This window comes from Thermoplasmata archaeon (assembly GCA_038851035.1).
GTDB lineage: Archaea > Thermoplasmatota > DTKX01 > VGTL01 > VGTL01 > JAWCLH01.
Map to the genome: position 1 here is coordinate 82324 of JAWCLH010000003.1, position 13215 is coordinate 95538.

Genomic DNA, 13215 nt, shown 5'->3' on the forward strand with positions numbered 1-13215 from the left:
TCACTTGGCCATGTCACTTCGAATTTACTATCGGTGCTGGATAATTTTCCAGGCTGGTGCCCCGGGCCACGGTCGAGTAGAATATGGCTCAACCGCGCAATGTGTTTCGCGAACTCACAAAATCAATATATATCGGCTGTTAATCATAGCAATGGCCAGTAAATATATCTAGTCGACGTTGGGCGATCTGCAATGTCGAAACGGGCAATGCCGAGTGTGGTGGTCGCATGGTCGGAGAGAGAGGCGAGGAGAAATTGGGTGATAGGGAGGAAGATGGGCTGGAGGGGAGAGCCGGAGGAGAAGAGGATGCGACCACTGATGGGTGTCCGGGGGAACAGGAGAGCGTCCTGAGGCCCGTGCCCCCTCCTGAGAGAATTCAGGAGATTGAGATGGAGGAAGCGGAGGCCGTGGAGGTGGAAGAGGACATTGCAGAGGTCGAGCAGGCGAAGGGTGAGGAGGCCTTTAGGAAGAGCGAGGGGGCGATGGAGACAGGTGCCGGCTCCCCCGGAACACCCTTGGGTGGGGCTGAAGGACCGGTTGAGATTCCGGGCGACAGGAGGGGTGAGAGGGGCCGGAGCAATGGGCTTCTGAACAGGAGGGCCCTGACCAACGGTCGGAGCATAGTCAACGGCAACGGCCTAGTCAACGGCGCCAAAACGGGTTTAATAAACGGTGGAAAAAGGGGCGCAATCAACGGCCGAGGCATCGTCAATGACAAGGGAATCACTAACGGGAGCGATACAGGAGTGGTCGAGGCCCCGCCCCGCAGGCTCACTAAGAAGGGGCCCTTAGCCGCACTGGCCATCATCGTTGCCTTGGTTCTCATCACCGTCTCATATTACGCCCTCCTCTCGACCGAGAGAGGAGTAAGGGTCGACGGCGGGTTCTCGGACTGGACCCCCTTCCTCAAGTACCACGACGAGGCCGGCGACCAGCGGAATGCTGACATCGACATCACACAACTCGCGCTGGCCGTGGAGGACTCATCGGTCTCGCTCTATGTACGAGTTGGGGGGAGGGTCCTGGCTGGAAGGGACGGCGGTGTGGACATGTTCTGCTTCTTTTTCGACACGGACAGGAACCCAGCCACGGGATATCCCGCGCCAAGCGTCGGGGCGGAGTATGTTCTCGTCGTGGACGGATACGATGGACGCGTCTCGGCCTGCGGGCTTTACAGGTTCGGGGGGGCGGGGCGGTCCATTAGCGACTGGAACTCGAGGACCCCCGTCGGTTCCGCAAGAGCGGCCGCCTCCGGGGCCGAACTCGAGGCCCAAGTCGCTCTCTCGGACCTCGGGCTCCGACCTGGCTCCGGGCCGAACGTCCAGACCCTAGCGCGGCACAGCGGGGGCGGGGAGGACATCGGGCCGGTCGTCGGGACGGGGCGGGCCGCGCTTACGGCGGTCTGGGCCCGCGTCGGTCCCGTCTCCGTCCCTCCTGGCAAGGCGGGTGTGCCTCTGCTCAGGGTGGAGCTCAGGGCTCAAGGGGGCTCCGTGAGGGTCTCATCGCTACGGGTGTCCGTGAACGAGGGAACAGGGGCGCGCGACATCAGCCGGCTCTCGCTGATGACCGCCTCTGGTGCGGAGGTGCCCGGGGCATCGGCCCCAATTGCAAATGGGTCGGCGCTGCTCGCCCCTGGGAGCCCCTTGGAGCTCAGGCGCGGCGAGTCGATGAACCTCACAGTGGTGGCCTGGATAGCCTTTGAGGCGGAGAGGGGTCGGGCGGTCGGGCTCTCGCTCGAAGGGCCGCAGAGCATCATCTCCAGCGCGGACACCGTGATGGTGGAGGGCCGCGGGGGGAATCTGACGCAAATCGGAGAGCAGGCGCAGCCCGGTCGAATCATCATTGATGGAGCGTTTCAGGACTGGGAGGGCATCCCGGGCCACCCAGACCCCATCGGCGACGCGACCAACCCTTCCGTGGACCTCAGGGACTTCAGGGTGACCAACGACTCAGCCTCACTCTTTCTCTACGCCGCTGTTGACGGAGAGATAATGGCGGGCGCGTGGGTGCCGGAGACGAAGCAGAGGCCACAGCCAGGAGGCGGGGGCGGTGGCGGCGTGCCCGCGCCCCTCCCCGAGCTGACGGGAGAGGACGCCCTCTTTGTGTTCCTCGACATCGATGGTCTCTCTGAGACAGGCTACGCAGGCGAGGGGGCTCCGCCGGGAGCGGATTATCTGGTCAAAATAACTGGTCGGGGTGGGAAAATAACATCCCACCTCGTTATGCCCTTCACGGGTGGGGCGGACCGGAGCCAGTGGAGCTGGGGCAGGGGGACGGAGCTCCCCGCCGCGGCGGGCGGGACCGGAATCGAGCTAGCCGTGGCATTGGAAACCATCGAGAGCCCAGTGGGAGTGGTCTCCCTGTTCTATTACATGACCGGCTGGGGCCAGAGCCGGGATGCCGGGACGGAAATCGAGTACAGCCTTAGCGGCGGGGGATGGGGGAGGGGAGCCGGCGCCGGCGACCCGCCGGGGGCCGGGCCGGGCCTTGGGTCGCCAGAGGGTTCGGGCGATGAGCCCCTTCACGCCCCTGAGTTCGGTGAGCTTCTCCTGCCTATAGCAGGAGTCATCGGCATATTCGCAGGAGCCAGAGGAGCGAGACGGAGGAACGCGCGCGTCCGAAGGGGAGAAAAAAGGAATGATGGAGCGGTGACCGTGGCGTTCTCCGTTGAGGGGGCGTTGAGGGAATGGTCTGGCTGAGTGCGCGGACGCTCTTCTGGACGGCCCTTGCACTGTCGGCCCTCGGCCTTGCAGGGTTCACGCTAGGTCTCCTCTGGGACTCGTTCTGGGGTCGCGGCCTCGGGACTGGGGCCATTGGGCCACTCCAGCTCTCAGTGGTCATTGGTGGCCTTGTCTCCTGCGGGGTCGGAATCGCGATTTTTTTGATTCCTTTGCGCAAGGTCGGGGCGAGTGCGGAGGAAGAAGAATGAAAGGTACGGAGGCCCATTGCGGAACTTTAGAAGCCACCGGTAACCGGTATGGAAAGAGGAGGTTGGAAAGACGATGAGTGAGCGGGAATGGGGCGAGGCGGACATCCGGACCCTGCTCTCCATCCTCCCGGTCGGGGTGTTCGCGGCGGACTCCGAGGGCCTCTACACGTATGTTAACCTTCGCTGGTCCGAGATAACTGGAATCTCGATGGAGGCGGCGAGGGGCAGGGGCTGGGAAGAGGGGTTGCATCCGGAAGATAGGGCTACGACGGTCAGAGACTGGTACGCTGCCGTGAAGAGGGGCGCTATATGGAAGAGCCGGCACAGGCTCCGGAGCCGGATGGGGAAGGAGGTGTGGGTGTTGGAGCAGGCGGTCCCGCTCCGGGGCAGGGAGGGAAGAGTCCAGGGCTATATCGGCACCCAGCTGGACATAACTCTCCAGATGGAGGAGGAAAGGAGGAAAAAAAGGGAATTGGAGGTTGTCGAGAGGGTCACCCAGCTCCTCGGTGCGGGTCTCGCTTTAATATCAAAAAAATCACGGGTAATCTGGGCCAACAGCGTGCTAAAAAGGCGCTATGGAGAAATAGAGGGGACTATATGCCCTCTCGCGCATGGCCGCGGGCGGGCCCTGTGCCCAAAGTGCGCTGTTATGGAGGTCTTCCTCACCGGAAGGGATGCGGTCGTCAAGGAACAGAAGAGCGTAGAGAGGGATGGTGAGGTACGATGGAACCAGATAATGGCCTCTCCGATCAGAGGCGAGGGCGGCGGGATCGAGGCCGTTCTGGAGCTCGTCGTTCCAATAACTGAAAGAAAAATATCGGAGCAGACGCTTAGGGAGAGCGAGGAGAGGTTCCGAAGGCTTGCCGGGGCAGCTTTTGAGGGAATAGTGATTCACGGCCCGGAGGGAATTATCGACTGCAACCTCAGGTTCGCAGAGATGGTCGGGAGGGAGCCGGCCGAGCTCGTCGGGACCGATCTCTGCGAACTGATATCACAGGAGCAGAGGGCTCTAGCGAGGGAGTGCTTTTCCCAAGGCCTCAGCTGGCCCCACGAGTTCCTTCTGCTCAGGAAGGGCGGCGAGCCCCTGCCCGTTGAGGTCGTAGGGCGGGAGATTCCATACGAAGGCAGACGTCTCTTCGTTTCTTCGTTTAGGGACATCAGCGAGAGAAAGGAGGTCGAAAGGCTCAGGAGGGAGAGGGAGAGGTCCGAGCTCTACGGCCTCGTGGTCAGCGCCCTCCCTCTGATTGTGCCCGGACCCTACCAGGAGATCCGGATGGATCTTCTCAAGACCTTCGCCGAGCGCTTCGAGGCCTACTTCAGGCCCAGATACGAAAAAGAAATGGAGGCGGAGGGTGAGGCGTCAGAAAGCGGGGCCGCGAAGAGAAATGGACGCGCAGTTACCATGGACAAATACGTTCACTGGTGTGCGGAGCTCTTCAGGAGCTTCGGCCTCACTGTCAGCTCGGGTTCAGAGGCCGGCTCTGGCCATCTGGAGTTCCACAGCTGCCCCTGGATAGAATACTCGAAGAACAACCCCGTGTTCTGCATCTTGTGCAGGACGATGGTCTCACGGAGCTTCTCATGGGCCTGCCCGGGCGGGGCTGTGGGCGTGAAGAGCACAATCGCCGGCGGCGGGAAGTGCTGCAGGTTCGAGTTCAGACAGCTCCGCGGAAAAAGGTGAGAGCGAGGCTCGTGCGTGTCTCTGGCCGGGGCCGAGGGTTGAGAGATAAATATTAATCTTCTCTAAGCATTACAGAGAAGCGAAAGCAACTGGAGGCTGCTGGCGTGAAGTCGATAATCACGGACGCGCTCTCCCGACGGGGAGCCGAGGGAATGCCGCTGGCGCTGGCCCAGCCGTCCGCCCCGGCGGAGCCTGGCGCCGACGACCGAGAGCTCGAGGAGATTCTTCAGGGGATGAAGGTCAGGATCAAGGTCTTCGGCTGCGGGGGCGGCGGCTCGAACACGATAAACCGGCTCGTCGAAGCGGGAGTGCTCGGGGCGGAGCTCTTTGCGCTCAACACCGACGCCAAGCACCTCCTGACGGTCCACGCCCAGAGGAAATTTTTGCTGGGCAAGAGGTTGACGAGGGGCCTCGGCGCAGGCGCGATACCGCAAGTCGGGGAGGAGGCTGCGAGGGAGGCCGAGGAGGAGATAAAGCCCGTGATGGCGAACACCGACATCGCATTCATCACCTGCGGCATGGGCGGTGGAACTGGAACGGGTGCTGCGCCCGTCATTGCGAAGATGGCGAAGGACGCCGGCGCGCTGGTAATCGGGGTCGTGACGATGCCCTTCCACGCCGAGGGCGCGATGAGGATGCAGAATGCGCTCGAGGGACTTGAGAGGCTTGAGAAGGTCGCTGACACAGTGATCGTGGTTCCCAACGACAAGCTGCTTCAGCTCGTCCCCCGGCTCCCCCTAGACCAGGCCTTCAAGGTCGCAGACGAGGTGCTGATGCTCGCGATAAAGGGAATAACCGAGGTCGTAACTAAGCCCGGGCTGGTCAACCTGGACTTCAGCGACCTGAAGACCATAATGAAGGGCGGCGGGGTGGCGATGATAGGTATGGGCGAGGGCGAGGGCGACGAGAAGGCCAACGACGCCATCCAGGAGGCCCTGAACTCACCGCTCCTCGATGTGGACATATCGGAGGCCACGGGAGCGCTGATCAGCGTGACCGGGGGCCCGGACATGACCGTGGCAGAGGCGGAGAAGATGGCCGAAATCGTCGGGAGCAGAATCAACCCGATGGCAAGAATCATCTGGGGCTGCTCCGTGGACCCCAGCCTCGAGCACGGCATGAAGGTGCTTCTTGTCGTGACCGGCGTGAAGAGCCGGTACCAGCTTTCGGAGATATCGCACCGGGCGGAGAAGGGGCTCGAGTTCCTCAGGTAGGTCAGGGACAAACCGAAACGTATTAAAATATAAACCCCGTTAGGACCCAGCGAGCCCGCCGGCAGGGCGCGCCTCAGAGATAGATTAGTCCGGTCTATCCCAGCGCGGCTGGCCCGCGGGAGGGAAGGGACCGAAATGAAGTCAATCGTCCGAGACATGCTCTCCAGGCCCGCGAGCGAGCGGCCGAGCCTGGCCCCCACCGGCACCCCGCCGCCCCAGCCCGGGCCCGCCGGGGCGGACGACGAGGAGCTGGAGAAGGTGCTCCAGGGTCTTAAGACCCGGATAAAAATAATCGGTTGCGGGGGCGGGGGCTGCAATACGATAAATAGAATCGTTGAGGCTGGAATTCCGGGGGTGGAGTTATTTGCCGCCAACACAGACGCCCAGCACCTTCTGGCGATTCATGCCCCCCGGAAGATTCTCTTGGGAAGGAGGACAACCAGGGGCTTGGGCGCCGGCGCGATACCCCATGTCGGCGAGGAGGCGGCGAGGGAGTCGGAGGAGGAGCTCAAAGCGGCCCTGAACGGGGCAGACATATGCTTCATCACCTGCGGCCTGGGCGGGGGCACAGGCACGGGGTCTGTCTCTGTGGTAGCTAAAATCGCCAAGGATCTGGGGGCACTGACCATCGGCGTCGTCACCCTGCCGTTCAAGGCGGAGGGCATCGTGAGGATGGAAAATGCCGAGTGGGGCCTCGAGCAGCTTAGGAGGAACGCCGACACAGTCATAGTGATACCCAACGACAAGCTTCTGGAGCTCGTCCCCCGGCTCTCGCTCAACGCAGCCTTCAAGGTCGCGGACGAGGTCCTGATGCGCTCGATAATCGGAATATCGGAGATAATCACCAAGCCCGGCCTCGTGAATCTGGACTTCAGCGACCTTAAGACGATAATGAAGGGCGGGGGGGTGGCGATGATTGGTCTCGGGGAGGCCTCCGAGGACAACAGGGCCCTCGAGGCGGTGAACGAGGCCCTCAACTCGCCCCTGCTCGAGGTGGACATATCAGACGCCAACGGGGCCCTAGTAAACGTCACGGGCGGCCCGGACATGACGATAGCCGAGGCGGGCAGGGTGGTTGAGGAGGTCCACAACCGCATCAATCCCGGAGCCAGAATCATCTGGGGGGCGGCGGTAGACCCCGCGCTCGAGCGCACTTTGAGAGTGATGATAGTGGTCACAGGAGTGAAGAGCCGGCAGATACTGGGGCCAACCTCCCGGCCGGTCTACTCACAGCTGCACGGAATAGATTTCGTAAGGAGATAGGAAATGGATATCATAGAGCGCTCTTGGAGAATTCAGAACCGATTCGACGAAAAGCTCAAGCAGTTCGGGAAGGGGAAGTATGGCCGGGTGCTCAAGATGGCCAAGAAGCCCGAGCCGGAGGAGTACAAGAAAACCCTTCAGATAACCAGCGCCGGCTGCGTGCTGATCGGCGGCCTAGGTTTTCTCATATACCTGATATGGAATTACGGTCCCGGTATCTTCCGCAGCGCTCTGGGGATTTGAGCGGAATCGCGGGGTGAGCGGGTTGGAAGAGGGTATAAAGGGGACGGACTCTCAAAGGGAGGCGGTGGAGAAGGGCGTCGGGCACGGGCAGGAGGAGGAGGCTCCCTCGAAGCCCCAGATAGTCGTTGTGAAGACCTCAATAGGGCATGAGAAGATCGTGGCCGACGCCATAGCGGGGCGGGTGAAGCGGAGGGGAGCGAAGGTGTTCTCGATTCTCTCCCCCTCCAATCTACGCGGGTACCTCTTAGTCGAGACCTTGGACAAGGACGAGTTCAAGAACCTCGTTAAGGGAATTCCAAGGGTAAGGGGAATGGTCGAGGGCAGCACGATAATGGGGGAGATATCTCACTTTCTCACGCCAAAGCCTCTAGTCTCGGGTATTGTCGAGGGCGACATCGTCGAGCTCGTCAGCGGACCTTTCAAGGGCGAGAAGGCGCGGGTCCAGCAGATAGACGAGGCCAAGGAGGAGATAACCGTCGAGCTGTTCGAGGCCCTGATATCGATTCCGGTCACGGTCAAGGGCGACTGCGTTCGTGTGATAGAGAAAGAGGAGGAGGAGAAGTAGCGCCGCTTACCGCTCGCGCTCACGGAAGGTGCATCGGATGGCTGAGAAAATCGAGGTTCTGGTGGAGGGCGGAAAGGCCACCCCGGGCCCCCCCCTAGGCCCAGTGCTGGGGCCTTTGGGGGTGAATGTCGTCCAAGTGGTCGCGAAGATAAACGAGAAGACGAAAGCCTTCACGGGCATGAAGGTTCCCGTGAAAGTGATTGTTGAAAAGGACAGGAGCTTCACCATTGAGGTGGGCTCCCCGCCAACCTCCGCCCTGATAATGAAGGAGCTCGGGCTCGAGAAGGGGTCGGGAAACCCGAAGGCGAGTAAGGTCGGAAACCTCAGCCTCGAGCAAGCGAAGAAGATCGCGAAAATGAAGGAGGAGTCGATGCTCGGCAGGGATCTCAAGAAGGCGGTCAAGGAGGTCGTGGGTACCTGCGTCTCGATGGGCGTCACGGTGGAGGGCAGGGACCCGCGAGAGGTCCAGAAGGAGATCGACGAGGGGAAGCACGACCGGCTCCTCTCTGGCTGACGGCCCGTGGCCAGTCAGAAACTTTGATATACCTCCACCGCTCTGTGCCCCCCCACCGGAAGTCCAAGTAACGGCCCTGTAGGAGAGGGAGACCCCTCGACCAAGGTCTTCAAATGGCACTACAGGGGTGATGAGATGGCTGAGGAAAAGATAGTTGAAGCGGTCCGGAAGGCTCTCCAGGCAGGCAAGCCGAGGAAGTTCCTGGAGAGCGTGGAGATAAGTATCAACCTCAAAGACGTCGACCTCTCCCTGCCGAAGAACAGAATAGATGAGGAGATACCGCTCCCAAAGGGCCGCGGGAAGCCCGTGAAGGTCGCAGTCTTCGGAACTGGAGAGCTGGCATTCAGGGCGAAGAGCGTGGCAGACCGTGTGCTGACGCCCGAGGAGATGGAAAAGCTAGCCGAAAACAAGCGGGAGAGCAGAAAGCTCGCCTCCACTTACAACTACTTCATCGCCGAAGCTCCCCTGATGCCGTCCATAGGCAAGAAGCTCGGCAGAATTCTCGCTCCCCGGGGAAAGATGCCCCGGCCCATACCACCCCAAGCCGACCCTGTTCCAATAATAAACGCCGCCCGGAACTCGGTAAGGGTGAGGAGCAAGGACCGCAGGACCTTCCACGCCACGGTGGGCACACGCGAAATGTCCCCCGAGGACCTGGCCGACAATATCGAGGCGGTTCTGAAGAGGGTGACCTCGAAGCTGGAAAGGGGGGAGGGAAACATCCAGTCGGTCTTCGTGAAGACCACAATGGGGCCCGCGGTCAGGATAATGTGAGGTGAGGGGAATGGCGAAGAGGGAAGCTCATGTGGCTCCGCAGAAGAAGGAGACAGTGAGGCGAATCTCGGAGCTAATCCAGAGATACCCAGTCATAGGAGTTGCCAGCGTCGCCGGCGTCCCCGGCCCCCAGCTCCAAGCCATCCGGAGGCGGCTGAGGGGAAAGGCGGAGATTCTGGTTTCCAAGAACAACCTCTTCGAGATAGCATTCAGGGAAGGCGAACAGCTCAAGCCAGGCATCGGGGGGCTCTCGGAGGGGGTTAGCGGCCAGACCGCACTTGTTGCCACGGGCCTCAGCCCGTTCCTCATGTATAAGGAGCTAGAAGCGACCAAACAGAGGTCGCCGGCTAGGGGAGGGGAGACCGCCCCGGAGGACATCATAGTCCCGGCAGGCGAGACCTCTTTTAAGCCGGGCCCCATCGTCGGGGAACTCCAGAAGGCGGGGATACCGGCGGGCATCGAGGGTGGCAAGGTGGTCATAAAGAAAGACAAGCTTCTCGTGAAAAAGGGTGAGAAGATACCACGAGAGCTCGCCCCGATGCTGACCAAGCTCGAGATACTCCCTCTGACCGTCGGTCTCGACCTGCGACTCGCTTGGGAAGCGGGCACGGTCTATCCGGCGAGCATGCTGGCAATAGACGAGCAGAAGACGGCCGCAGAGTTGGCCGCCGCGGCCCTCTATGCTTTCAATTTGGCGGTCTTCGCCGCATATCCGACCGCTGCTACCATCCAGCCCCTCATTCGGAGGGCCAGACTGGAGGCCCTATCGCTCGCACTAGAGGCCGGCGTCGCCAACAGAGACACAATCGAGCTCCTGCTCGGTGCTGCCCATGCACGGGCGGCCGCGCTTTCGGCAACAATAGGACTGTGAGGTATTCCAGAATTATGATCACAATAAATAATGGGAAGGACCGTGGACTAAAAAGGAGGATGTGAGAGATGGAGTATGTGTACGGTGCGCTCCTCCTGCACTCCGCAGGAAAGCCCATAACCGAGGAGAGTCTGAGCAATGTGCTGAAGGCCGCGGGCGTGGCCGTGGACGCCACCCGCGCCAAGGCGCTTGTCGCAGCCCTCCAGGGAGTTGATATCGCCAAGGCGATAGCGACGGCGGCCGCGGCACCAGTGGTGGCGGCGCCGGCCCCCGAAGCGAAAAAAGAGGAGAAGAAGGAGGAGAAGAAGGAGAAGAAGGAGGAGAAGACAGTAACGGAGGAGGAGGCCGCGGCAGGCCTCAGCGCCCTCTTCGGCTGAATTCTCTTAGTCCCCTCCCTCAGGCACTTGGGAAAAAATGGAGCGGTTCGGGCTCCCGAGGCGTCAGCACCGCGTGGTTCGGACCGGAGGGCCCGGGCACATCCCCCGGTCGCCATGCCACAGGTTCCGCGAGCGCCTCGAGCCGAACGCCGGAACCCCCCGGAGCGGTGGAAAGTCCAAGACCCTCCCTAGCAGCTCCCTCACTGACTTTTTAAAGTCCTCTAGCTAGAATCTCCCGTAGCTCCTTCTCAAACATTGCCATGAGCTCCTTGGAAACGTCCTTTTTCAATGCTGGGGGGAGGAGCTCGAGCCCCAGTCTGGCCCCGGCCACCCCGAGCTTGAGCGCGGCGAAGACCTGGCGGCCCCGGGCCTCAAGGTACATCGATATTGCCTCTTTGATTTCGTCCCTCAGTGCGGGATTCTCCTCGAGTTTGGCTCGGATAACTCTCTTGATTTCATCCCTGACAAGATCCCTGGTCGCTTCGAGCAGGAGATCCTCTGCTCCGATGACATCGGAAAGGGCTGATTTTATAAGGGGAGCAATATTCTTCTCCTCATTATTCATCTACAGCACCCAGATACCTGATGCCGCTTTGAGTATTAATAATTTAAATGATAGCTTAAACGGAGTTAAATTGAGAACAGGACGAGGCCAAATGGGGCTCAAAAGCGGACGCAAAAAGGCGGCCAAATAAAAAGCAGCGGGCCTGACGAGCGGTCTGGGAGCCCCTCCCGGGGGATGACCGAGAGCCATTTGCGGGAGGGTGGGTGCCCGCGGCCCGCCGCTTTTACGAGAATTCTGTTCAGTCGTAATGGGTGTCGCAGCCGTAGCTGCTGTATACTTCCTCCCAGCTGCAGTCCTCGTCCTCAGGCATCCCCTCTGCCTCTTTCATTCTGGAATGTAAATTGGAACCGCTTCTTTATATACCCGCGGAGGGGGGGTGGGTGAAAGTTGGGGATGGGGGGGGGGAGAGCGGGGTTAGGGGCAGGTAGGGAAACAGAAGTTGCGAGAATTGCTCGGGGTGGGGAGGCTCAAGTTGCCCGACGAAGCATGATGAAGCTGCCAAGGCGGGCGAAAGCGCTCACTGAATGGGGCGTGGGTTTGGCTGGTTGGGATGGTGCTCACGGGAGGGAACCGGGGCTCAGAGCCCCAGATGTCTTATATAGTGAAAGAGGTACTGCTGGGCGTAGCCCGCGAAGGGACCGTAGCGATTCATGCCCCATTCTCTAACATTATTCTCTGTGAGCTCTTTCCCGTTGAAAAAAAGCCGCTCGACCGCCCTTCTTACCCACCTGTCCACGGGGAAGACCTCGAGCCTGCCCAGAGAAAAAAGGAGGACACAGTCGGCGACCTTGGGCCCGACACCCGCGAGGGCCATCAGCTCCTCCCTAGCTTTCCCTGAGGATAGCTTGCTGAGCTCGTCAAAATCCAGCTGGCCGTTTTGGACAGCCTTCGCCGCGGAGCAGAGATAGCGCGCCCGGAAGCCCAGCCCCAGTCTCCTTAGAGCTCGAGGCCCCGCGCGAGCAAGGGCACCGGGAGATGGGAAGGAGTGCGTCTCCCATGCCTCAAGCTGGAGTCTGTTCCCATATCTCTCCGATATTCTCTCAATTGTCGCGGATATCCTCGGGATGTTCGAGGCTATGGAGATGATATATGAAGCCAAGCACTCCCATGGCTGCTGGCGCAGGAGCCTCAAACCCCGGTACCTCCGTATTGCAACACGAATATGGTCGTCCACGGCGATGCTGTCGTAGATCTCGTCGAGGTCGTCTTCGAGGCGGAAATAGGAGCTGAGCTGGCCAGGCGACAGCGGGGAATTCGAGCGAGCCTCAAGAGTCCTCCCCTTGACCCGGACCTTCAGGGCAAAGCCCCCCACGGTGCCGAGGTACCAGTCCCCCTCTTGCCTCCACCTGAATGCTTGGCCGCACCCAAGCGTGTGCGATAGGTTGAGAGGCCCTTCGAAGGGTATGAACATCAGCTCGAATCTCCCGAATCGGCGCCTAGAGTTGTTCCGAGGATGTAGGGCAGTTGGCCGGAACCAACGCCGTATATTGCGCTCAGAAACTCTCCTATGGATGTGTTTCTGAGAAAGAAAAGGTGGGCCGGGCAGCCACAGTCGCTGCTCCCGAAGCCCTTAACGCCCACCACGCCGGGAATGAAGGAGACCGCCTCTGCCAGCGCGCACTCGAGCCTATCCGTGGATGGAAAGATCGTCGCGCCATCGAGCTTCGCACTCTCCAGAAGATAGTCTATGTGCCACCGCTTGTTCCTCCTTTTTGTGAAGTGACGGGAGAGGCGCGCGCTGAGGCCGCCCATGGCCGAGCCAACGTAAGCGTAGCTCCCGAGGGCGAAACTAATTTTCCCGAGTGCCCCCACTCGCACCCTGAGGGGCCGCGGGACACGGATGAGGAGGATGTAGCAACCCCTCGTACACTCACCTCCGTCTGGGTCGAATTCTCCCTTCGAAGGGCTCGTCGTACCTTCCGTCCGACTTCGGTCCAACGCGCCTCATGCCATAACCAAGGGAGCGGGTGCCCTTGAACCAATGGCATTTGGGACAGAGCAGACCCCTGTAGTTCCTCTCCTTCACATCGGCACCGTCGAACTTCTCCATAGGGGTATGGCAGCGGGGGCAGAGGGCAACGGGGCTGCGGGACCACGCGTCAGGCACATCCGTATCGTTCCTTGGTTCCATGGGAATCATCCCGTCCATTGCTCTCGGGATACTTAAATCAGCTGGGAACCTTATTAAATCAATATTGCAATTTACTCACAGGATAGCA

The 13215-nt window shown here is 60.8% G+C and carries 15 protein-coding genes; 11 read left to right on the plus strand and 4 right to left on the minus strand.

What is annotated here, in order from left to right; all coding sequences use genetic code 11:
* Positions 1–227 precede the first annotated feature (227 nt).
* From QW379_01615 to rpl12p, 11 genes are all read left to right on the plus strand, one after another.
* Positions 228–2699 (plus strand): hypothetical protein, encoded by a 2472-nt coding sequence (locus tag QW379_01615; protein MEM2869108.1) that lies wholly within the window; start codon positions 228–230, stop codon positions 2697–2699.
* The gene (locus QW379_01620; protein ID MEM2869109.1) at positions 2687–2929 is read left to right on the plus strand and encodes a hypothetical protein; all 243 of its coding nucleotides are present in this window, start codon (positions 2687–2689) and stop codon (positions 2927–2929) included. The genes QW379_01615 and QW379_01620 overlap by 13 nt, the downstream gene beginning before the upstream one ends.
* A gap of 73 nt (positions 2930–3002) precedes the next feature.
* Positions 3003–4610, plus strand: a complete 1608-nt coding sequence (locus QW379_01625) for a PAS domain S-box protein (protein MEM2869110.1) — start codon at positions 3003–3005, stop codon at positions 4608–4610.
* 104 nt (positions 4611–4714) lie between these two features.
* Positions 4715–5824, plus strand: coding sequence for a cell division protein FtsZ (gene ftsZ / locus QW379_01630; GenBank protein ID MEM2869111.1), 1110 nt, complete (start codon positions 4715–4717; stop codon positions 5822–5824).
* Between the two features lie 135 nt (positions 5825–5959).
* Positions 5960–7087: a cell division protein FtsZ gene (gene ftsZ, locus QW379_01635; GenBank protein MEM2869112.1), complete on the plus strand. Its 1128-nt coding sequence runs from the start codon at positions 5960–5962 to the stop codon at positions 7085–7087.
* A gap of 3 nt (positions 7088–7090) precedes the next feature.
* Positions 7091–7330, plus strand: coding sequence for a protein translocase SEC61 complex subunit gamma (locus QW379_01640; protein MEM2869113.1), 240 nt, complete (start codon positions 7091–7093; stop codon positions 7328–7330).
* Between the two features lie 22 nt (positions 7331–7352).
* Positions 7353–7895 (plus strand): transcription elongation factor Spt5, encoded by a 543-nt coding sequence (locus QW379_01645; protein ID MEM2869114.1) that lies wholly within the window; start codon positions 7353–7355, stop codon positions 7893–7895.
* Between the two features lie 37 nt (positions 7896–7932).
* The gene (locus tag QW379_01650) at positions 7933–8409 is read left to right on the plus strand and encodes a 50S ribosomal protein L11 (protein MEM2869115.1); all 477 of its coding nucleotides are present in this window, start codon (positions 7933–7935) and stop codon (positions 8407–8409) included.
* Positions 8410–8544: 135 nt separating this feature from the next.
* Positions 8545–9183 (plus strand): 50S ribosomal protein L1, encoded by a 639-nt coding sequence (locus QW379_01655; protein MEM2869116.1) that lies wholly within the window; start codon positions 8545–8547, stop codon positions 9181–9183.
* Between the two features lie 10 nt (positions 9184–9193).
* Positions 9194–10054 carry a 50S ribosomal protein L10 gene (locus tag QW379_01660; protein ID MEM2869117.1) on the plus strand — a complete coding sequence of 287 codons (861 nt, stop codon included), beginning with the start codon at positions 9194–9196 and terminating at the stop codon, positions 10052–10054.
* A gap of 68 nt (positions 10055–10122) precedes the next feature.
* Positions 10123–10431: a 50S ribosomal protein P1 gene (gene rpl12p / locus QW379_01665; GenBank protein ID MEM2869118.1), complete on the plus strand. Its 309-nt coding sequence runs from the start codon at positions 10123–10125 to the stop codon at positions 10429–10431.
* Positions 10432–10642: 211 nt separating this feature from the next.
* Here the strand turns inward: rpl12p and QW379_01670 are convergent, their stop codons facing one another.
* From QW379_01670 to QW379_01685, 4 genes are all read right to left on the minus strand, one after another.
* On the minus strand, positions 10643–10996 hold the full coding sequence (locus QW379_01670) for a hypothetical protein (GenBank protein MEM2869119.1): 354 nt from the start codon (positions 10994–10996) through the stop codon (positions 10643–10645).
* 577 nt (positions 10997–11573) lie between these two features.
* Positions 11574–12407, minus strand: coding sequence for a DNA-3-methyladenine glycosylase 2 (locus QW379_01675; GenBank protein MEM2869120.1), 834 nt, complete (start codon positions 12405–12407; stop codon positions 11574–11576).
* Positions 12407–12934, minus strand: a complete 528-nt coding sequence (locus tag QW379_01680; GenBank protein ID MEM2869121.1) for a GIY-YIG nuclease family protein — start codon at positions 12932–12934, stop codon at positions 12407–12409. The genes QW379_01675 and QW379_01680 overlap by 1 nt, the downstream gene beginning before the upstream one ends.
* Positions 12867–13145: a hypothetical protein gene (locus QW379_01685; GenBank protein ID MEM2869122.1), complete on the minus strand. Its 279-nt coding sequence runs from the start codon at positions 13143–13145 to the stop codon at positions 12867–12869. Before QW379_01685 ends, QW379_01680 begins: the two co-directional genes overlap by 68 nt.
* Positions 13146–13215: the final 70 nt, after the last annotated feature.